Genomic DNA, 19,503 nt, shown 5'->3' with positions numbered 1-19,503 from the left:
GAGGGCCCCTGGACCACCGGTCCGGGGGCCTTCGTCGTACCCGCACGAGATCTGCACGACCACCATCCCTCCGGCCCCTGACCCGGCGGGCACCGACGCCCTACGCTCACCACCGTGAGCGACCTCGAGGTGGACTACGCCGACATGAGCAAGACCGCGGACGCGTTCCGCGCCGTGGCCACGGATCTCGGCCCCGCTCGGCTGAGCGGCCTGCCGAAGGGCGCCGGCAGCTACGGCTACGCGTACCTCGCAGGCGCCGTCGACCAGGTCGTGAGCGCGTTCAACGAGCGCCACGACGCCGTCGTCGAGGGCACGAAGGGCGTCGGGACGACCATCGACTCCTGCCGCCTCGCCTACCAGGCCGCCGACGCGATCGCCGAGGCGAACCTCGGCAAGCTCCTCGGCCGCCTCTTCGGGGTGGGGCCGCGATGAACGGCAGCCCGGGCCAGGTCCGCGCCGCGGCCACCATCCTCACGACCGCCGGCGAGATCGGCATGACGTCCTCCGATGCGATCGACGGCCTCGACGTCGAGACGTGGGAGGGCTCGGCGGCCGACGGGTTCCGCGACCGTCGCCAGAAGCTCTCCGCCGAGGTGGACCACCACGGCACCGACCTCATGCGGGCCGGCCTGACCCTCGAGCGCTACGCGGGCGAGATGGAGGCGTGCGACACCGAGATCGCAGCCGCACGCACGGCCGTCGTGCAGGGCTGGGACGCGTGGCGGGCCAACCCGATCGACGTCACCGCGCTGACCCTGATCGCCAAGTCGATGAACGACCTGTCCGTCGCGGCGCACAAGCGCGAGCAGTTCGCGATCCACGCGGCCGACCAGCTCTACGCCCTGATCGCGTCCGACTCGACGAACCTGCCGGGGCTCACGTGGCCGCCCGCGGGATGGCCGCCGGCCCCGTCGCTGCCCACCGTCCCGATCCCCGGCGGCCTCGACGGGACGTCGCCCTACGACCCCCTGGACGTGTCGCAGGGCAGCATCGGCGACTGCTACCTGCTCGCATCGCTCATGGCGCTCATGCAGACCGACGAGGGCGACCAGCTGCTGCGCGACAACCTGCGCTGGGATCCCGACCGCGGCGGCTACTGGGTCACGCTCCACGTCGACGGCAAGGAGGTCGTCTACTTCGTCGACCGCGCCCAGCAGAACGGCGCGCTCGAGAACGGCGACCCAGGCATCGTCTCGATCTTCGAGAACGCCGTGAACCAGCACCTCCAGTTCAACGACCTGAACGACGGCGGCTGGCCCGCCGACGCCCTCGAGCTCCTCACGGGCAAGGACACGAAGGTCTACGAGGACCGCACGCTCCTCGGTTGGGACTGGGACGACATCCGCGACGACGTCAGGGACGGCGACCAGCTCGTGGCCGCCACGCGCGAGGGCAAGAAGGAAGGCATGTGGCCGGTCGAGGCGCAGCGCCCAGGACCGGACGGGACCATGCAGACCGTCAACGTCGACATCGTCGGCTCGCACGCCTACACGATCGTGAGCGTCGAGAAGAACGGTGACGTCGTGCTGATGAACCCCTGGGGCAGGGACAACGGCGCCGACGGCGGCGGCCCGATCCGCATCTCCGAGGACGACTTCACGCGGATCTTCCACCAGATCGCGAGCACGGGGGACGGCAAGTGAGCGACCGGATCGTCCTCGAGGCGGGGACGCAGCACCTCCAGGGCGAGGTCCGCCTCGCCGTCACCGACGCCGGCACGGACGACGCCGGCCCCTACGCCGCGGTCCGCATCGGGTCCTTCCCCGCGACGACGGACGTCCGGCTGCGCACCGGCGTCCCGCACCAGCTGCCGGACGGCAGGATGCTGCACCTGGCGGGCGTCGGCCCGGTCGGCCGACGTCGCCCGTCCGTCGCGCTCGAGATCACGGCGGCTCCGTGAGGAACGCCCGCAAGGCGGCCCCGTGGATCGCCGTCGCGGTCGTCGTCGCGATGGTCCTCATCGGCATGGCGGGCGCCCTGAGCGGGATGGGCTGACCCCTGGCGCAGGCCGCCGGCGGCATGACGCCCGAGCGCGCGCGGGCATGGGGCGCCGAGATGCGCGAGGTGCACCGGCGTCTGCGTGACGCGCTCGACCTGGCGCGGGAGGCGATCGAGGACGAGCACGCGCCGCCGTCGGCCGCGACGGACCCGCTGCTCTACTGCTGGGGCTTCTGCGCGGCGCTCAGCGGGCACCACCGCGCCGAGGACGTCGCCCTCTTCCCGCGGATCACGGACGCGCACCCCGAGCTCGCTCCCGTGGTGGCCCAGCTGGTGCAGGACCACAGCATGATCGAGCACCTCATCCGCGGGCTCCAGAAGGCAGCCGACGTCCCCACGGACGAGAAGCTCCGCCACCTCGACGGCATCGAGGCCGTGATGCTCACGCATTTCCGCTACGAGGAGCGCCGCCTCCTCGACGTGCTGGACGGGCTCACCGACGACGACGTCCCGAGCCAGGAGCTCTACGGCCCGCTCGCCTGAGTGGCGCCGCCTGGCCTGCCGCCACGTCGTCGTCAGGCGACGAAGATGCAGAACGGGTGGCCGGCCGGGTCGGCGTAGACGCGGAAGCCCGGCTCCTGCCACGGCAGACGGCGGGCCCCGAGCGCGAGCACCTGCTCCTCGGCCCGCTCGATGTCCTCGACCTCGATGTCGAGGTGGACCTGCTGCGGCACCGCCGGGTCCGGCCAGGTCGGCGGCACGTGGTCGGGCGCGTGCTGGAACGACAGCACGCGCCCGTCCGGGCCTGATCCCGCGGGTCCGATGTCGATCCAGCCGCCGTCCTCACGGACGATCTCCATGCCGAGCACGGCGGCGTAGAACTCGGCGGCCGCACGCGTGTCCGCGCAGTCCAGGACGACGGTCTCGAGGCGTCCGATCATGCGCCCATCGTGGCCGGGTGACCCGCCACGCGCCACCGGGTGGACAGGTCCTGGCACGTCGCGGCGCCCGCGACGGGGCCGGTGCGGCGATGTCGGCCGCATGGGGTTGGATGTCCGGGTGCTGACGATCGCGACCATCAACGTCAACGGCCTGCGGGCCGCCTTCCGTCGAGGCATGGACGCGTGGCTCGAGGCGCGGCGCCCTGACGTCGTGCTGCTGCAGGAGGTCCGCGCCCCCCAGGAGACGGTGGGCGAGTTCCTGCCGCTGCCGGAGTGGCACGTGGCCCACGCGGAGTCGGAGGCCAGGGGGCGGTCGGGCGTCGCGGTCGCGTCGCGGCTGCCGATGAGCGCCGTGCGGATCGGCCTCGACCAGGGCGTCGCGAGCAACACGGGCCGGTGGGTCGAGGCCGACCTCGAGCTCCCGGGCGGCGGCTCGCTCACGGTGGTGTCGACGTACATCCACTCGGGCACGCTCGGGACGCCGTCGATGGACGAGAAGTACATGTTCCTCGACCTCGTCACGGCTCGGCTCGCCGAGCTCGCCGCGGGCGGGCGGCAGGCGGTCGTCGCGGGGGACGTCAACATCGCGCACCGCAACGAGGACCTCAAGAACTGGAAGGGCAACCTCAAGGCCGCGGGCTGCCTGCCCGAGGAGCGCGCCTACCTCGACCGCTGGTTCGACACGGGGTGGGTCGACCTCGGGCGACGCCTCGCGGGCGACGGGCCCGGGCCGTACACGTGGTGGTCGTGGCGCGGCAAGGCGTTCGACAACGACGCCGGCTGGCGCATCGACTACCAGATCGCGTCGCCGGGCCTCGCCCCGCACGCGCTCCAGGCCGAGGTGGACCGGGCACCGTCGTACGCGGAGCGGTTCAGCGACCACGCGCCGCTCGTCGTCACGTACGACCTGTAGGCGACCTGTAGGCGACCTGGAGGCGACCCCGAGGCGACCCGCGGGGCCACGCAGCCCTCAGGGCGCCACGGGATCCGGCACGGGCAGCTCGCGCATCCGGATCAACGGCGACAGCACGACGGGCAGCGCGGCGACCGCGGTCACCCCGACCGCCACCCAGTAGGTGGGCAGCACGCCGAGCGCCGCGCCCAGCGCCCCGCCGAGCAGGCCGCCGAGCGGCAGCGTGCCCCACACGATGAACCGCACCGACGCGTTCATCCGACCGAGCAGCGCGGGCGGGCACAGGCGCTGCCGGAAGCTGACCTGGGCGACGTTGTAGACGACGACGGCGAGGCTGAGCAGCGCCCCGCCGACGACGAGCGGGACGGCCGCGGGGACGCCCGCGTCCGCGAGCGGCGCCGCGAGCGGCGTGAGGGCGAGCGCCGGGACGGCGAGCAGCGCGCCCACCGGGATGATCCGCGCCTCGCCCACCCAGCGCGAGAGGGGTGCCGTGACGACGGCGCCGACGAGGCCGCCGATCGCGCCGCCGGACAGGACGAGCCCGAGCGCCGCCTCGTCGAGCCCGAGGTGCCGCAGCACGTAGATGACGAGCAGCGCGTTGCCGATGCCGCTCGCGAAGTTGCTCAGCGACGTGCAGGCGACGATGCGCCGCAGGTACGGCTGGCGCACGACGAACTGCAGGCCCTCGGCGATCTCGACCCGTAGCGGACGGCGGTCCTCGACGCGCGGCAGCACCTCCTGTTGGCGGATGCGCCCGACGGCGGCCGCCGACAGCAGGTACGTGACCACCGTGGCGAGGACGAGCACGGGTGCCGCGACGACGCGCAGGAGCACACCACCGAGCGCCGGCGCGGCGACCATCGCGACCGAGGCCGTCGCCTGGAGCTTGGAGTTGCCCTCGACGACCCGGTCGAGCCCGACGAGGCCCGGGACGTAGCTCTGGTGCGCGACGTCGAAGAAGACGGTCGCGGCGCTGATCACGAGGCCGCACGCGTAGAGCAGCGGCATGGACCCGTGGCCGGTGAGCGCCGCCAGCACGACGACGGCGAGGACCGCCGCGCGCACGAGGTCCGCGGCGATGAGCGTGCGGCGCTTGCGCATCCGGTCCACCCAGGCGCCCGCGGGGAGCCCGATGACGAGGAAGGCCGCGGTCTCGGCCGCCGTGAGCAGGCCCATCTGCCACTCGGTCGCCCCGAGGTGCGCGACGGCGTAGACCGGCAGGGCCACGTAGGTGACCTGCGCGCCGAGCTGCCCGAGCGCGTCGCCGACCCACAGGCGCCGGAAGTCCGCGTGGTGCACGAGCGAGCGAGGTCGCGGCGGCGTCGTCGCGGCAGCGGGCGGGGCGGTCACGCGCTCAGCATGGGTCACTGATTGGGAAGAGTCAATCACTGGCTAGGATGGGCGGGTGACGTCCCCGCGAGCGCACCCCCCGGCCGCGACGGAGCCCGAGACCGGGCCCCAGGTCGAGCCCGAGGTCGAGCCCCAGGTCGAGCCCCAGGCCGAGCCCCAGGCCGAGCCCGAGGCCGAGCCCGAGGTGGCGGACCCGCTCGACGCCGAGACCGAGGCCGACGCCCGCGCGCTCGCCTCCGTCGTCCGGATGCGCATCCTCCGGCTCTGCCTCGACGAGCCGAGCACCAACAAGGAGATCGCCGAGCGGCTCGGCAAGGACCCGGCGACCGTGCTGCATCACGTCCGCACGCTCGTCGACCGCGGCTTCCTCGCGGCCCAGCCGGTGCGGCGGGGGACCCGCGGGTCCCGCGAGATCCCGTACCTCGCGACCCGCAAGTCCTGGCGGGCCACCCACGTGCCCGTGCAGGCGAGGGTCCTCGTCGACGCGTTCCTCGAGGAGCTGGCCGAGGCGGACCCCGAGTCGGTCGAGATGGTCCGGCTCGGCCTCCGGCTCGGACCGGAGCAGCGGTCCGAGCTCGAGGAGCGGATGCTGGCGGTCCTGCGCGAGTTCGCCGACCGCGAGCCGGAGCCCGGCGGGACGCCGTACTCGGTGTTCCTCACGATCCACGAGGACGCCGGCCGCCGCGGCCGTGACGCGGCGCGGCGCGGCACCGACGCCCGGCCCGGTGGCTGACCGTCAGGTGCCCCCGCGCAGCGCCGCGATCGGCTCGATCCCCGCCGCCTTGAGCGCCGGGTAGGTCCCCGCGCCGAGCCCGATGACGCCGCCGAGCAGGGCGGCGCCGATCACGACCATGGTGTCGAGGATCGGCGTCCACTCCTTCGTCAGCGACACGAGGACGACGACGAAGACCCCGAGCGCGGCGCCGATGAGGCCGCCGAGCAGACCGATGACCACGGACTCGACCAGGAACTGGCTCCCGATGTCCCGCTTGCTCGCCCCGAGGGCGCGGCGCAGACCGATCTCGCCGATCCGCTCGCGGACCGACAGGAGCGTGATGTTGGCGATGCCCAGTCCACCCACGAGCAGCGCCACCGCCCCCAGCGCGAGGAAGATCGCGTTGATGTCCGCCTGGACGTTCTCGCGGACGGCGGACGACGACGGCGGCACCTGCACGGCCATCGACTCGGGGTCGTTGGGCGACAGCGCGATCGGTGCCTGCTCGGCGAGCACGGGCCCCGCGCCGACGGCGATCGTCACGTGCGCCTCCTCCAGAGCGCCGAGCTCGAGCTCGGCGCGGGCCGTGCCGATCGGCATGATCACCGCGTCGAGCAGGTCGGACCGACGCGCGAGGTCGTCCACGATGCCGATGACCGTGTACGACTCCTCGCCGATGAAGATCGACGGCTGCCGGTCGACGCGGTGCACCCCGAGCCGCGTCGCGGCCCGCGCGCCGAGGACGACGACGCGGTCGGCCCGCTCGTCGTGCCCCGCGTCGAAGTAGCGGCCCGTCACCACGCGGCCGCGGACGGCGTCGAGGAGGCCGGGCGTCGTCGCCACCACCTGCGGCGCCGCGAGCGAGGGCGCCGACGGGTCGTTGACGGGGACCGCGGTGATCGTCGCCTCGCCGATGCTCACGGGCGCGATCGCCCCGGCCGCCTCGACGCCGGCGATCCGGATGAGCCGGTCCTCGACGTCCCAGGGGAGGCTCCCGGTCGCGCGCTCGCCCCCCTGCGTCCGTGCGGTGGCCGGCTCCACGATCGCCTGCGTCGCCGCCACGGCGTCGAACTGCCGGGCGATCTGACCCGCGGCGGTCTGCGCGAGCCCCACGGTCACCACGAGCGAGCCGACGCCCAGGACGGTGCCGACGATCGTCAGCACGAGCCGCCCGGGACGCGCGCCGATGCCGTGCGCCGCCTCGGTGATCAGGTCGCGGAGACGGAACCGGTCGCGCGCGGAGCCCCGGGCGACCACGGTCGGGGTGCGACGCCGGAACCGCCGCCGCAGCGGCCCCCCGACGTCGGCGACGCGCGCGCGGAGCCGAGCGGCGCGTCCCGCGCCGGTGTGGTCGGCCGAACCCGTCCCCGGAGCCGTCGTCAGGTCAGCAGGCCCGCCCGTCGGGGCCTCACCGTCGGTGGCCACCGGCGATGAGACGGGCGGTGCTGTCGGCGGGACGGTCATCAGGCCACCTCCGTCAGCAGGCCGTCGGCGATCCGGATCCGGCGCTGCGCGCGGGCCGAGACCGTCGGGTCGTGCGTGATGACCACCAGGGTCAGGCCGTCGCGGTGCAGCTCGTCGAACAGGTCGAGCACCCCCGCGGAGTTCTCGGAGTCGAGGTTGCCCGTCGGCTCGTCGGCCAGCAGCACGTGCGGCGAGGCGACGACCGCACGCGCGACCGCGACACGCTGCCGCTCGCCGCCGGACATCACCGTCGGCAGGAAGTCGAGCCGGTGGCTCAGCCCGACGCGGTCGAGCGCGGCGAGCGCACGGTCGTGGCGCTCGGCCCGCGGGACGCCGCTGTAGAGCGTCGCGAGCAGCACGTTGTCCAGCACCGAGCGGTGGGGGAGCAGGTGGAAGGACTGGAAGACGAAGCCGATGCGGCCACCGCGCAGGATCGCGCGGTCCTCGTCGGACGCCTGCCCGGTCGCCACGCCGTCGAGGTAGTAGTCGCCCGCCGTCGGCCGGTCGAGCAGGCCGAGGATGTGCAGCAGCGTCGACTTCCCCGAGCCGGACGGGCCCACGATCGAGACGTAGTCGCCCCGGTCCACCCGCAGCTCGACACCGCGCAGCGCCTCGACCGGCGGCGTCCCCGGGAACGTCCGGCTCAGCGTCCGCAGCTCGATGACAGGGGCCTCGGCGGCCGCAGCTGCCGCCGTAGCGGGCATGGTCCCGGGCGACGTGCCGCCCTCGCCGCCGCCCGGCTCGAACAGCTCGACGACGCTCACGAGTCGGCGCTCTCGTCGGAGGACTCCTCGTCGGACGCCTCGTCCTCTGCGTCCTCGTCGGCTCCGCCACCCGTCACGCCGACGACCACGCGGTCGCCCTCGGCGAGGGTGCCGTCGACGGCCGTGACCTCGACGAAGCCGTCCGCCGCGAGCCCTGTCTCGACCGTCACGAGCGTCGACTCGCCGTCCGCGTCGAGCACCTCCACCCGCGCCTCACCACCGGGGCCGGCCGTCAGGGCCGCCGTCGGGACGGCCAGCACCTCGCCCTCGGTCGCGCTCACGGGAATGGTCAGCCGCACGTTGGCGCCCTGGAGCTGCGCCCGCTGCTCCTCGGTCAGCGCGTCGGGCACCACGACGACGCGCATGCGGCCCTCGGCGCCCGCACCGGACCCGCTGCCCCCGCCGTCGCCCGAGCCGCCGTCGCCCGAGCCGGGGGTCTCCTCGTCCGGTGCACCCACGGACTGCACCGTGCCGGGTGCCTCGGTGCCGTCGGGCATCGCGATCGTCACCGGAGCGCCCGCCGTGACCAGCGCCGCGTCCTCGGCCGAGACCATGCCGGCGATCTGCAGCGTCGCGCCCGAGACGCTCATCACCGGTGTGCCGGACACGGAGGCGCCGCGCTTGACCGGGACGGCGTCGACGCGCCGCGGCAGGCCCGCGAGGTACACGACCTCGCTCGCCGGCAGCGGCGTGATGACGTCCTCCTGGGCGTCCGCGAGCTGGTCACGTGCGTCCTCGAGCGCACGCTGGGCGGACGCCAGGGCCGCCTGCTCCTCGGCCGTCTCGGGTGCCGCGAGCCGCTCGGCGCGCGCCGCGACGGCGCCGTTATAGGCGCCCTCTGCTCGCGCGAGTTCGACGGGGTTGCAGGACGTCTCACCGGTCTCCGGGTTCGGGGGAGCAGCGCACCTACCACGTTCCTGCTCCAGTGCCAGCTGTGCAGCGGTGACCTCGGTGTCGAGGCTGATCCGCTCGGACTGCGGCAGGCCCTTGCGCGCGGCGCTGAGCGCCCGCTGCGCGCTACCCACCTGCTCCTCCGCGGCGCGGACGCCGTCGCGCGCCGAGCTCACCATCTCGTCGGCGTCCTCGCCGGCGGTCGGGGCCTCGTAGCCCACCCGCGAGTACAGCGCCTCGACGGCGGCGGCCGTCGCCGCGTCGTACGACGACGACGCCGCGTCGCCCGGGTTCAGCCCGAGCGCCACGAGCGCCGCCTTGAGCTGCAGCACGTCGGGACCCGACACGCCGACCCGCAGCGTCCGGTAGACCGGGAGCTCCCCGGGCAGCACGATCACCGGTCGTCCGGCGACCTCGAGCGCGACGGCACCGGCCTCGAGCGTCGCGCCGACCTCGGGCACGTGCCCGGTGACCACCGCCGGGCCGCCGATGTCCGCCGTCTCGACGACGACGTCGGCCGGGTCCTCGTAGACGGCGTCGCCGCGCAGGACGACGTCGTTGGCGAGCGCCTTGGTCTCGACCGGGACCGTGATCGGCCCGGCGGCCGGCGGCGCCGCGTTCGCGGCCGCGTCCGCCGGCGACACGATCAGCCGGCTCAGACCCAGGCCGGCGGCGAGGCTGATCACCGCCGTGAGCGCCATGATCCAGATGGTCCGGGTGGACCCGCTCATCCGCGGTGCCTTCATCGCTTCGACTCCCTCTCGGCGCTCCGGCGCCGTCCGACCTGCCCCTGCGTTGCGTGCCCCGGACGTGGTGGGGCGCCGGGGAGCGGTGCCCGGCTCAGGGCCGTGCACCGCTCCCCGGTCCACGGCGGACCGACCCGAGGGCCGGCCCGCCGGCGGCGTCACCCCTGCGCCGCGAGCGCCTCGCGCCAGGCCTCGAGCTCGGCCTCGTGCGCGTCGTAGAAGTCCTGCTGGTACTCGACCCCGACCTCGGCCGTCGTGCGGGTGAGGTCGACCTCGTCACGGCACGTGTAGTCGGCCACGGCGGTCTCGATCTCCTCCTCCGTGATCGCCGCGAGCTGGTCCTGGATGCCGGCCTCGACGGCCGCCCAGTCCTCCTCGGTGGCGTTCTCGTCGAAGTTCTCCTCGGCGTACGCCTCCTCGTAGATCGCGTTCGTCTTGTCGAAGATCGAGTTCTCGGCGTCCGTGGGGGCCGCGAAGCCGTCGTACCCGGCGTCGGCCATGCAGGACGCCCACTCGCCGTGGACCTCCGCGATGCGCGGGTCGTCCTGGATGGACTGCCACATGGTGTCCATCTCCTCCTGGAGGGCGGTGAAGGACTCCTCGTCCATGCCCGTGCCGACCTCGTACACCTCGTGCTGGGCCTTGCCCGAGCACCCGGCGGTCTCCCAGTTGTACTCCGTCATCTCCTCGCCCTCGCCCTCCACCGGAGGTCCGTAGAGCGCCTCGTAGTAGGCCGCCTGCTCGGTCTCCGACATGGCCTCGACCACGGCCTGGTTCGGGTCCACGAACTCGGACTCCTCGCCGGTGTTCTCGGTCGGGTCGCCGTACGGGTTCGTCGTGGCGCCGTAGCCCCACTTCTTGGCGAACTCGAGCGTGCCCCACTCCTCCTCGGGCTCCTCGCCCGGGCCCATGCCGCCCTGCTGCGACCAGTCCACCGGCGTGTACTCGAAGCCCTGCTCGGCCATGCAGGCGGCGGTGAGCTCCTCGACCTCGACCATCTGCTGGTCCATCTGCTCGTTGTCCTCGCTGCCGTACATCTCCTCGAACATCTCGTCGAGGGGACCCTTCGGCAGGTCGTCGGACGAGGAGCCGCCCGAGCCCTGGCCGCCGCCGCTGCAGGCGCTGAGGGTCACGAGCAGGACGGCGCCGGTGGAGGCCGCGGCCGTGCGGAGCAGGATGGACGTCATCTGAAGGCCTCTCGAGGTGCGATCGTGGCGGTGCGGTGCGAACCTATCGAGGGCTGCGCGCGCCGCAGATCGTCCTGCGGGATGACCTTCGGCGGATCGCCTAGGACCGATGGATGAGCGTCCTCACCGACGCACGTGCCCCCTGGGGAGATTGACGCACGGGCGCAGCGAATCGTTGGGGTGCCACGCGAGACCGGTGGGCGCTTCGTCCGCCTACGTCCTCAGGACCGCCCGGCCGGCCCGGCCGCCGTCGCGACGAGGAACCGCGGCTCCGCGAGGCCCTCGCGTGCGAAGGCGCCGGCGACCGCACCGGCCACCGCATCGACGTCGTCCCGGAGGACCAGGGCGATGGCCGAGCCGCCGAAACCGCCGCCGATCATCCGCCCGCCGAGCGCACCGGCCGCGGTCGCGGCGTCGACCGCGACGTCGAGCTCACGGCAGCTCACCTCGTAGTCGTCCCGCAGGGACGCGTGCGCCGCGGTGAGCACGGGTCCGACGGCCTCCACGTCGCCCGCGTCGAGCAGCCGCTCGACCTCGCGGACGCGCGCGTTGTCGGTCACGACGTGCCGCACCCGGCGGCCGACGACCTCGGCGTCGGGCAGGGTGGCGAGCGCGGCCAGGGCCGCGTCGAGCTCGGTGACCTCCCGCAGCGTCGCGACGCCGAGGTGCGCCGCCGCCCGCTCGCAGGCCGCTCGGCGCGACGCGTACTGGCCGTCCGCGAGCTGGTGCTCCGCGCGCGTGTCGATCACGAGGAGGGCGAGCCCGTGCGACTCGAGGTCGAGCGGGATGTGCCGCGTCGACCCGTCCCGGCAGTCGAGCAGGAGCGCGTGGCCCTCGCGGCAGCGCAGCGAGGCGGCCTGGTCCATGCCGCCGGTCGCGGCGCCCGCGACGCCGTTCTCGGCGCGGATGCAGGCCTCGGCCAGCACCGCGCGGCCCGCGTCGTCGCCGAGGCCCAGCCCGTGCACCTCGTCGAGCGCGACCGCGACCGAGCACTCGAGCGCGGCCGAGGAGGACAGCCCGGCACCGTACGGGACGCACGAGTCGACGACGGCGTCGAAGCCCGCGACGTCGTGCCCCGCCTCGCGCAGCGCCCACGCGACGCCGACGACGTACGCGGTCCAGCCCCCGGGGCGCCCCGGGCCGACGTCGGCCAGGTCGACGGTCACGACGTCGCCGCCCGCCTCCTGGGCCGACGCGAGGCGCACCGCGGAGCGCGGCAGCCCGTCGTCGGCGGAGCGCGTGCGCAGCGCGACGTAGGTGCGGTGGGGCAGCGCCGCGGGCATGCAGAGGCCGCCGTTGTAGTCCGTGTGCTCGCCGATGACGTTGATCCGGCCGGGGGCCGACCAGACGCCGTCCGGCGCCCCGCCGAAGTGCTCGGCGAACGCGGCGGTCACGCGGGCGGTGCCGTCGGCGGGCGCCCAGGCGGCGACCCAGGAGGTCTCCGTCATCGCGCGACCTCCTGCAGGCGTGCGGCGATCCGCTCGGGCGTCGTGTCGCTGATCCACGCGCCGACGCCCGACTCGACGCCGGCGAGGTACTTGAGCTTGCCGGGCGCGCGCAGCACCGAGAACACCTGCAGGTGGAGGCGGCCGAGCTCGCGGCCCTCGCCGACGACGGCCTGGTGCCACCCGGCGATGTACGGCAGGGGGATGGGGCGGCCGGGCTCGCCGTCGGGCGCGTCGGGCTCGACGAAGAACCGGTCGAGGCGGCGCAGCAGCTCGAGGTAGGTGCGTGCGAGGTCGTCGCGCTCGGCGTCGTCGAGGCCGGGCAGGTCGAGCACGTCGCGCTTCGGCGCCAGGTGGACCTCGACGGGCCAGCGCGCGGCCGCGGGGACGTACGCGACCCAGTGCTCCGACTCGAGCACGACGCGTGTGCCCGCGCGGCGCTCGGCCTCGACGACGTCGTGCAGCAGGTGGCCACCCGTGCGCTCGCGGTAGGCCGCGGCCTGGCGCAGCATCGCCTGCGTCCGCGGCGCGACGAACGGGAAGGCGTAGATCTGCCCGTGCGGGTGGGGGAGCGTGACGCCGATCTCGCGGCCGCGGTTCTCGAACGCGAAGACCTGCTGGATGCCCGGGAGGCGTCCGAGCTCGGCGGTGCGGTCCGCCCACGCCTCGACGATCGTGCGGACGCGGCGCGGCGTGAGGTCGGCGAAGGAGCTCGTGTGGTCCGCGCTGAAGCACACGACCTCGCACCGGCCGGCGGCGGGGCGCGCAGCCCACAGCGGCTCGTCGTCGACGTCCCAGCCGTCCTCGAGCGTGATGCCGGGGACCTGCATGAGCGCGGGGAAACGGTTCTCGAACACGACGACGTCGTAGTCGGTCGCCGGGATCTCGCCGTCCGAGTAGCCCGAGCCGGCCGTCTCGGTGCGCGCAGGGCACAGCGGGCACGCGTCGGCGGCAGGCAGGAACGTGCGGTTCATGCGGTGCGACGCCATCGGGATCCACTCGCCCGTGAGCGGGTCCAGCCGCATCTCCGGGCCTGTGACGGGGCGCGTCGATCCGTCGGGCTCGGTGAGGACGAAGCGGTCGCCGAGCGGTCGCGGGTCGTCGAGGCGGCGGGTCGCGCCGCCCGAGACGAAGGGCTCGCTGTCGTCGAAGTAGATGAGCTCGCGCCCGTCCGCCATCGTCGTGGGCGTGCGCCGCACGTGCGGGCCGGTGGACGTCGCGTCGGCGGGCGTTCCCGGTGAGGTCACGGTTCTCCTTGGGTGGTCGCCGGCTGGGGCGTCCGGGCGTCGGGCGTGGGTACCAGGATCAGGCTGCCGACGTGGTCGCGCAGGTCCGCGGCGGCCTCGGTCGGCAGGGCGTCGTCCGTGACGAGCACGGCGACGTCGGACAGGTCGGCGATCCGGCTGAGGCCGACGGTGCCCCACTTGGAGCTGTCGGCCAGCACCACCGTGCGCGCGGCGATCCGGACGAGCGTGCGGTCGGTCTCGGCCTCGAGCAGGTTGGGCGTGGTGAGCCCGGCGTGCGTGTCGATCCCGTGCACGCCGAGGAAGGTGACGTCGACGCGCAGCGCCTCGAGCGAGCGGAGCGCGACCGGTCCCACGAGCGCGTCCGACGGCGTGCGCGTGCCGCCCGTGAGCACCACCGCGAGACCGTGGTCGCCCGGGCGGTGCAGCGCCTCGGCCGCGGGCAGGGAGTTCGTGACCACCGTCAGGGGGCGCAGGTGCGGCGAGGCCGCGACGAGCTGGGCGAGGTGGTGCGTCGTCGTCCCGGCGGAGAGCGCGATGGCGCTGCCCGGCTCGACCTGCGCGAGCGCGGCCTCCGCGATCGCGGCCTTCTGGGCCGCGGCGAGCTCCCGCTTGGCGAGGAAGGCGGGCTCGTGCGCCGCCTGGTGCGCGTCGACGGCGCCGCCGTGGACGCGGTGCACGAGCCCGCGGCGAGCGAGCTCGGCGATGTCGCGGCGGACCGTCATGTCCGAGACGTCGAGGCTCGTGACGAGGTCCGCGACCCGTACCGCGCCGGTGCTCCGGACGCGGGACAGGATCAGCTCCTGCCGCTGCTGCGCAAGCATGCGAACAGTGTCCACCAGAACCAAACACAAGACAACACGCGCCGCCGCGTCGCCTGCGTCCGTCCGGCGGCCCAGTCCGCCCACACTGCGCGCGCGCACGCACGCACGCTCGAACGCGACCTCGTGGACACCTGGAGGGGTTGGTACCGCCGCCACGTGCACGGACGTTCGAGTGCGAGCTGGTGGACACGTGGAAAGGGCCGCCGCCTCCGAGTGCACGGATGTTCGAACGCGAGCTTGTGTGCACATGAGGGGTTGGGGACGCCTCCACGTGCACGGATGTTCGCGTGCGAGCGTCTGGACGGCCCGGTGGAGCGCCGGCTGCGGGCGGACGTGGGCGTCCGGCCCTCGCGTCAGCGGGTGACGGGGGTGAGACCCAGCGAGCGGCCGGCGAGGCCGCGCGAGCGGTGCGCGAGCGTCGCCGCGATCTCGCGGAGCACGACGGCGCCCGGGGAGTCCGGCGCGGCGAGGGTCACGGGCGTGCCCGCGTCCCCGGCCGCGCGCAGCTCGAGGTCGAGCGGCACCTGGCCGAGCAGCCGGACGGGCGCACCGGTCGCGCGCGAGAGGTTGTCGGCCACGGCCTGGCCGCCGCCCGAGCCGAAGACCTCGATGCGCGTGCCGTCGGGGTTCTCCAACCAGGACATGTTCTCGACGACGCCGACGAGCTGCTGACGCGTCTGCAGCGCGATGGACCCGGCGCGCTCGGCCACCTCGGCAGCCGCCGGCTGGGGCGTGGTGACCACGAGCAGCTCGCTGGTGGGCAGCATCTGGGCGACCGAGATGGCGATGTCGCCCGTCCCGGGCGGCAGGTCGAGGAGCAGCACGTCGAGGTCGCCCCAGAACACGTCGGCGAGGAACTGCTGCAGCGCGCGGTGCAGCATCGGCCCGCGCCACACGACCGGCTGCCCGGCCGGGACGAACATGCCGATCGAGATCACCTTCACGCCGTGCGCCACGGGCGGCAGGATCATGTCGTCGACCTTGGTCGGGCTCTGCGTCACGCCGAGCATCTTCGGGATCGAGAACCCGTAGACGTCCGCGTCGACGACACCGACCTTGAGGCCCTGCTGCGCCATGGCGACGGCGAGGTTCGCGGTCACGGAGGACTTGCCGACGCCGCCCTTGCCGGACGCGACGGCGTAGACCCGCGTGAGGCTGTCGGGCTGCGCGAAGGGGATGACCGGCTCGGCTGCGCCGCCGCGCAGCATCGACCGCAGCTCGGACCGCTGCTCGGCCGTCATGACGCCGAGGTCGACGGCGACCGACGTGACGCCCTCGAGCCCCTGGACCGTCGCGGTGACCTCGCGCGTGATGGTGTCGCGCATCGGGCAGCCCGCCGTCGTGAGGTCGACGCCGACCGTGACGGCCGCACCCTCCGGCGTGGGCGCCACCTCGACCGATCGGACCATGCCGAGCTCGGTGATGGGGCGGCGGATCTCGGGGTCGATGACGCCCGCGAGCGCTGCGGTGACGGACTCGACGGTGGGGGCGGACATGCGTCCATCGTAGGTCGACCGCGCGGAGCCCCCGGACGGCTGCCGAGGCGGTGCGCCGAGTCCGTGCCGGGCCGGCGGCCTGATCGTCCGGTCTGCCGCCGTGTCGGCGGCCGGCCCTACTCTCGGCCCATGACCGACACCAGCCGTCCGGCGCGTGCCCCGCTGGACCACGCGCAGTACGTCGACGTCGTGCGCGAGGAGTTCGAGCGCTTCCTCACCGCGCTGCAGGGCGTGGACCTGGCGTCGCCGGTCCCCTCGTGCGAGGGCTGGACCGCGGGCGACCTGCTGTGGCACCTCACCGAGGTGCAGCACGCCTGGGCCGAGGTCGTCGCGACCGGTCGTCCGATGGACGAGCTGCCGGTGCCCGAGCGCCCCGCGGACGTCGAGCTGCTCGCCGCGGCGCCCGCGTCGGGCACGGCCCTCGTGCTGGCGCTCGCGGAGCGCTCGCCCGAGCAGCCGTGCTGGTCGTGGCACGACGACGGCGGCACGGTGGGCTGGGTGGCGCGGCGGCAGGCGCACGAGGCGCTGATCCACCGGGTCGACGCCGAGCTCACGGCCGGGCTCGCCGTCGCACCGCCGACGGTCGCGCTCGCGCTCGACGGCGTCGACGAGCTGCTCCGCGTCATGGTCGACGGCGTCCCCGAGTGGGGCACCTTCACGCCCGACGGGGTGCGGGTGCGCCTCGCGTGCACGAACGCCGACGCCGCATGGGACCTCGCGCTCGGCCGCTTCACGGGCACCGGGCCGGAGTCCGGGAAGGCCTACGACCTCGACGCGGCGGCGGTGCACGACGTCGTCGCAGGGAGCCGGGACGCGGGCGCCGACCTCGTGGTGAGCGCGAGCGCCTGGGAGCTCGACCGCTGGCTGTGGGGGCGCGGCGACTCCTCCGCGCTCGAGGTCACGGGAGAGCCCGCACTCCTCGACAGGCTGCGTGCGCTGGTCACCGACGCGACGCAGTAGCCGGGCGCGTCGGACGCACGTCAGACGCGCTCGTCGGCCTGCCGCCGGGCCGGCTCCCCGTCCTCGGCGGACCGGTCCGCCTGCATCTCCTCGAGCAGGTTGCGCAGCTCCGAGCGCACGAAGTCGCGCGTCGCGACGTCGCCGAGCGCGATCCGGAGGCCGGCCATCTCGCGCGCGAGGTACTCGGTGTCCGCGAGCGACCGCTCGGCGCGCTGGCGGTCCTGCTCGAGCGCCACGCGGTCCCGGTCGTCCTGGCGGTTCTGCGCCAGCAGGATGAGCGGCGCCGCGTAGGACGCCTGCACCGAGAAGAAGAGGTTGAGCAGGATGAAGGGGTACGGGTCCCAGCGCAGGCCCCACAGCGCGAGCACGTTGAGCGTGACCCACACGATGACGAACGCGGTCATGTAGAGCAGGAACCGGCCGGTCCCCATGAACCGCGCGAACGCCTCGGCGCCGCGGCCGACGAGGTCGGGGTCCCACGTCGGGCGCAGCGACCGCCGGGAGACCTTGGGGGTGTCGAACCGCTCAGCCACGCCCCGCCTCCATCTGCTCGGTCATCGCCCGGTCGGTCTCCTCGGTGTCGTTCTCGCGCCAGTCCTGCGGGAGCAGGTGGTCCAGCACGTCGTCGACGCTGACCGCACCCAGGAGCCGGCGCTCGTCGTCGACCACCGGGAGCGCGAGCAGGTTGTAGGTCGCGAGGAGCCGCGTGAGCTGGCTCAACGGCGCGTCCGCCACGACGCGTTCGATCTCGGTGTCGAGGAGACCGCCGATGAGGTCGTGCGGCGCCTCGCGGAGCAGCCGCTGGAAGTGCACGACGCCCAGGAACCGTCCCGTCGGCGTCTCGACCGGCGGCCGGACCACGAACACCATCGACGCCAGCGCGGGCGTGAGGTCCTGGCGGCGCACGTGCGCCAGCGCGGCGGCGATCGTCGTCTCGGGCCCCAGGATCACGGGCTCGGTCGTCATGAGACCACCCGCCGTGTTGTCCTCGTACGCGAGCAGGCGCCGGACGTCGCGCGCCTCCTCGGGCTCCATGAGCTCGAGCAGCTCGGTCGCCTGCTCGACCGGCAGCTCGCTCAGCAGGTCCGCCGCGTCGTCGGGCTGCATGACGTCGAGCACGTCGGCCGCCCGGTTGAGGCTCAGCCCCGAGAGGATCGCGACCTGGTCGTCCTCGGGCAGCTCCTCGAGCACGTCGGCGAGGCGCTCGTTGTCGAGCGCCCGGGCGACCTCGAGCCGCCGGGTGGTCCCCAGCTCGTGCAGCACGTCGGCGAGGTCGGCGGGCTTGAGGTCCTCGTACGACGCGAGAAGCAGGTCGGCGCGCTGCACGCCCGCCGACGCGAGCGACCGCACGTCCGCGACGTCGACCAGCAGCGTCTCGCCGCGCCGGCGGATGAGACCGCCCTTGCCAGGCGGCTGACGCCGCACGAAGAGCTTGCTCACGTACCAGTCGCGAGAGCGCTGCTGCTCGATGGCGACGTCGACGATGGTCGCCGTGCCGGAGCCGTCCACGAGGTCGACCTGGCGGTCGAGGAGCTCGCCGATCGCGAGCGTCTCGAACGGGCGCTGCTCGAACCGGCGCAGGTTGAGCAGCCCGGTGCTGATCACCTGACCGCTGTCGATGCTGGTCACGCGCGTGAGGGGCAGGAACACGCGCCGGCGCCCGGGCACCTCGACGACGAGGCCCACGGCACGCGGGGCGCCCTTGGACGCGAGCAGCACGACGACGTCGCGCACCCGCCCCACCTGGTCCCCGATCGGGTCGAACACGGTGGTCCCGGCGAGGCGCGCGACGAAGACACGGGATCCGGCGCTGCTCACGCGGTCAGCGTAGTGCTCTGACCTGCGCACCCACGGGCGGTTCCGGGCGACCGGCCCAGGACTGTGGCCTCAGTCGACCATGTGGGCGAGAATCGCCCTCATGACGATGAACCGGACGGCCCGGGTGCCCGGCGTGCCGACCCTGCCGCAGGGCGAGCAGGTCGCCCGGTACCCCACGTACCTCGAGGCCCAGCGCGCCGTCGACCACCTCTCCGACAAGGAGTTCCCGGTCCAGCACGTGACGATCGTCGGCACCGACCTGCAGATGGTCGAGCGGGTCACGGGCCGGCTCACCTACCCGCGGGTCGCGCTCGCCGGACTCGCGTCGGGCGCCTGGTTCGGCCTCTTCGTCGGCCTCCTGCTCTCGTTCTTCGCGAGCCCGGACGGCGCGGTGCTGCCGATCTTCCCGGCCATCGCGATCGGCGCCGCGTTCGGCATGCTCTTCTCGGTGATCTCGTACGCGCTCGCGGGCGGCAAGCGGGACTTCACCTCGTCGAGCCAGATCGTGGCCTCGCAGTACGCGCTGCTGTGCGCCGGCGAGCACGCGCACCGGGCGCGCGGGCTTCTCGCCGAGGTCGGTGGGGTGGCGAACGGTCGCCCGACGCCGTCCCAGCAGCCGTACCCGCACACGACCGCCCAGCCGCACGTCCCCACGCCTGCCCAGCCGCACGTGCCGTCGGCGAACCAGCCGCACGTGCCGTCGGGCGGCCACCCGCCGGTGCCGCCGCACCCGCCGCAGGACGTGCCGCCGCAGCCGGGCGAGCCGACCTACCCGCCGCAGCAGCCGCCGACGGTCCCGCCGCAGCC

The 19,503-nt window shown here is 74.3% G+C and carries 20 protein-coding genes; 8 read left to right on the top strand and 12 right to left on the bottom strand.

The features are described from left to right. The first annotated feature begins 114 nt into the window (after nt 1–114). The 4 genes from ICW40_RS04210 (at nt 115) to ICW40_RS04195 (ending at nt 2,481) form a co-directional block, all read left to right on the top strand. Nucleotides 115–432, top strand: coding sequence for a hypothetical protein (locus tag ICW40_RS04210; RefSeq protein WP_221652580.1), 318 nt, complete (start codon nt 115–117; stop codon nt 430–432). Further along, a complete protein-coding gene (locus tag ICW40_RS04205) occupies nt 429–1,643 on the top strand; it encodes a C2 family cysteine protease (RefSeq protein WP_221652579.1) in 1,215 nt (404 codons plus the stop codon). Before ICW40_RS04210 ends, ICW40_RS04205 begins: the two co-directional genes overlap by 4 nt. Beyond that, nucleotides 1,640–1,900 carry a hypothetical protein gene (locus tag ICW40_RS04200; RefSeq protein ID WP_221652578.1) on the top strand — a complete coding sequence of 87 codons (261 nt, stop codon included), beginning with the start codon at nt 1,640–1,642 and terminating at the stop codon, nt 1,898–1,900. Before ICW40_RS04205 ends, ICW40_RS04200 begins: the two co-directional genes overlap by 4 nt. A 119-nt stretch (nt 1,901–2,019) precedes the next feature. Further along, nucleotides 2,020–2,481, top strand: coding sequence for a hemerythrin domain-containing protein (locus ICW40_RS04195; RefSeq protein WP_221652577.1), 462 nt, complete (start codon nt 2,020–2,022; stop codon nt 2,479–2,481). 32 nt (nt 2,482–2,513) lie between these two features. On the opposite strand, the gene ICW40_RS04190 is transcribed toward ICW40_RS04195, so the two are convergent. Further along, nucleotides 2,514–2,879 (bottom strand): VOC family protein, encoded by a 366-nt coding sequence (locus ICW40_RS04190; RefSeq protein ID WP_221652576.1) that lies wholly within the window; start codon nt 2,877–2,879, stop codon nt 2,514–2,516. Between the two features lie 118 nt (nt 2,880–2,997). Between ICW40_RS04190 and ICW40_RS04185 the strand changes: the two genes are divergently transcribed. After that, the gene (locus ICW40_RS04185; RefSeq protein WP_308121621.1) at nt 2,998–3,792 is read left to right on the top strand and encodes an exodeoxyribonuclease III; all 795 of its coding nucleotides are present in this window, start codon (nt 2,998–3,000) and stop codon (nt 3,790–3,792) included. Between the two features lie 57 nt (nt 3,793–3,849). Here the strand turns inward: ICW40_RS04185 and ICW40_RS04180 are convergent, their stop codons facing one another. Then, nucleotides 3,850–5,142, bottom strand: coding sequence for an MFS transporter (locus ICW40_RS04180; protein ID WP_221652574.1), 1,293 nt, complete (start codon nt 5,140–5,142; stop codon nt 3,850–3,852). 55 nt (nt 5,143–5,197) lie between these two features. Between ICW40_RS04180 and ICW40_RS04175 the strand changes: the two genes are divergently transcribed. Next, nucleotides 5,198–5,875, top strand: a complete 678-nt coding sequence (locus tag ICW40_RS04175; RefSeq protein WP_308121620.1) for a helix-turn-helix domain-containing protein — start codon at nt 5,198–5,200, stop codon at nt 5,873–5,875. 3 nt (nt 5,876–5,878) lie between these two features. On the opposite strand, the gene ICW40_RS04170 is transcribed toward ICW40_RS04175, so the two are convergent. The 8 genes from ICW40_RS04170 to ICW40_RS04135 all read right to left on the bottom strand — a co-directional run bounded on the left by ICW40_RS04170 (nt 5,879) and on the right by ICW40_RS04135 (nt 15,918). Continuing rightward, nucleotides 5,879–7,321 (bottom strand): ABC transporter permease, encoded by a 1,443-nt coding sequence (locus ICW40_RS04170; RefSeq protein WP_221652573.1) that lies wholly within the window; start codon nt 7,319–7,321, stop codon nt 5,879–5,881. Further along, the gene (locus tag ICW40_RS04165; RefSeq protein ID WP_221652623.1) at nt 7,321–8,025 is read right to left on the bottom strand and encodes an ABC transporter ATP-binding protein; all 705 of its coding nucleotides are present in this window, start codon (nt 8,023–8,025) and stop codon (nt 7,321–7,323) included. The genes ICW40_RS04170 and ICW40_RS04165 overlap by 1 nt, the downstream gene beginning before the upstream one ends. 56 nt (nt 8,026–8,081) lie before the next feature. Next, entirely contained in the window at nt 8,082–9,722 is a 1,641-nt protein-coding gene (locus tag ICW40_RS04160) for a hypothetical protein (RefSeq protein WP_221652572.1), read from the bottom strand. A gap of 158 nt (nt 9,723–9,880) precedes the next feature. Beyond that, nucleotides 9,881–10,909, bottom strand: coding sequence for a hypothetical protein (locus ICW40_RS04155; RefSeq protein WP_221652571.1), 1,029 nt, complete (start codon nt 10,907–10,909; stop codon nt 9,881–9,883). Nucleotides 10,910–11,130: 221 nt separating this feature from the next. Continuing rightward, on the bottom strand, nt 11,131–12,357 hold the full coding sequence (gene galK / locus ICW40_RS04150; RefSeq protein WP_221652570.1) for a galactokinase: 1,227 nt from the start codon (nt 12,355–12,357) through the stop codon (nt 11,131–11,133). Further along, on the bottom strand, nt 12,354–13,532 hold the full coding sequence (gene galT / locus ICW40_RS04145) for a galactose-1-phosphate uridylyltransferase (protein WP_221652622.1): 1,179 nt from the start codon (nt 13,530–13,532) through the stop codon (nt 12,354–12,356). Before galT ends, galK begins: the two co-directional genes overlap by 4 nt. A 65-nt stretch (nt 13,533–13,597) precedes the next feature. Next, the gene (locus ICW40_RS04140; RefSeq protein WP_221652569.1) at nt 13,598–14,422 is read right to left on the bottom strand and encodes a DeoR/GlpR family DNA-binding transcription regulator; all 825 of its coding nucleotides are present in this window, start codon (nt 14,420–14,422) and stop codon (nt 13,598–13,600) included. Between the two features lie 353 nt (nt 14,423–14,775). Then, nucleotides 14,776–15,918 (bottom strand): Mrp/NBP35 family ATP-binding protein, encoded by a 1,143-nt coding sequence (locus ICW40_RS04135; protein ID WP_221652568.1) that lies wholly within the window; start codon nt 15,916–15,918, stop codon nt 14,776–14,778. A gap of 129 nt (nt 15,919–16,047) precedes the next feature. Between ICW40_RS04135 and ICW40_RS04130 the strand changes: the two genes are divergently transcribed. Continuing rightward, complete coding sequence (locus ICW40_RS04130) at nt 16,048–16,878, top strand: DinB family protein (RefSeq protein ID WP_221652567.1); 831 nt, start codon at nt 16,048–16,050, stop codon at nt 16,876–16,878. Nucleotides 16,879–16,898: 20 nt separating this feature from the next. On the opposite strand, the gene ICW40_RS04125 is transcribed toward ICW40_RS04130, so the two are convergent. Together ICW40_RS04125 and ICW40_RS04120 are read right to left on the bottom strand one after the other, a co-directional pair. Then, nucleotides 16,899–17,411, bottom strand: coding sequence for a DUF1003 domain-containing protein (locus ICW40_RS04125; RefSeq protein WP_221652566.1), 513 nt, complete (start codon nt 17,409–17,411; stop codon nt 16,899–16,901). After that, on the bottom strand, nt 17,404–18,696 hold the full coding sequence (locus ICW40_RS04120; RefSeq protein ID WP_221652565.1) for a magnesium transporter MgtE N-terminal domain-containing protein: 1,293 nt from the start codon (nt 18,694–18,696) through the stop codon (nt 17,404–17,406). The genes ICW40_RS04125 and ICW40_RS04120 overlap by 8 nt, the downstream gene beginning before the upstream one ends. A 100-nt stretch (nt 18,697–18,796) precedes the next feature. On the opposite strand from ICW40_RS04120, the gene ICW40_RS04115 reads away from it, so the two are divergent. Continuing rightward, on the top strand, nt 18,797–19,503 hold a 707-nt coding region (locus ICW40_RS04115), incomplete at its 3' end, for a general stress protein (RefSeq protein ID WP_221652564.1).

This window comes from Actinotalea ferrariae, assembly GCF_019733465.1.
Lineage (GTDB): Bacteria > Actinomycetota > Actinomycetes > Actinomycetales > Cellulomonadaceae > Actinotalea > Actinotalea ferrariae_A.
The sequence above is the reverse complement of the archived record's forward strand: the minus strand, read 5'-3'. Positions and strand labels throughout refer to the sequence as shown.

Coding starts and splice junctions, on each gene's coding strand:
- galK (WP_221652570.1), bottom strand. CDS start 12,357: ATGACGGAGACCTCCTGGGTCGCCGCCTGGGCGCCCGCCGACGGCACC.
- ICW40_RS04190 (WP_221652576.1), bottom strand. CDS start 2,879: ATGATCGGACGCCTCGAGACCGTCGTCCTGGACTGCGCGGACACGCGT.
- ICW40_RS04205 (WP_221652579.1), top strand. CDS start 429: ATGAACGGCAGCCCGGGCCAGGTCCGCGCCGCGGCCACCATCCTCACG.
- ICW40_RS04160 (WP_221652572.1), bottom strand. CDS start 9,722: ATGAAGGCACCGCGGATGAGCGGGTCCACCCGGACCATCTGGATCATG.
- ICW40_RS04135 (WP_221652568.1), bottom strand. CDS start 15,918: ATGTCCGCCCCCACCGTCGAGTCCGTCACCGCAGCGCTCGCGGGCGTC.
- ICW40_RS04130 (WP_221652567.1), top strand. CDS start 16,048: ATGACCGACACCAGCCGTCCGGCGCGTGCCCCGCTGGACCACGCGCAG.
- ICW40_RS04140 (WP_221652569.1), bottom strand. CDS start 14,422: ATGCTTGCGCAGCAGCGGCAGGAGCTGATCCTGTCCCGCGTCCGGAGC.
- ICW40_RS04195 (WP_221652577.1), top strand. CDS start 2,020: ATGACGCCCGAGCGCGCGCGGGCATGGGGCGCCGAGATGCGCGAGGTG.
- galT (WP_221652622.1), bottom strand. CDS start 13,532: ATGGCGGACGGGCGCGAGCTCATCTACTTCGACGACAGCGAGCCCTTC.
- ICW40_RS04155 (WP_221652571.1), bottom strand. CDS start 10,909: ATGACGTCCATCCTGCTCCGCACGGCCGCGGCCTCCACCGGCGCCGTC.
- ICW40_RS04170 (WP_221652573.1), bottom strand. CDS start 7,321: ATGACCGTCCCGCCGACAGCACCGCCCGTCTCATCGCCGGTGGCCACC.
- ICW40_RS04165 (WP_221652623.1), bottom strand. CDS start 8,025: ATGCCCGCTACGGCGGCAGCTGCGGCCGCCGAGGCCCCTGTCATCGAG.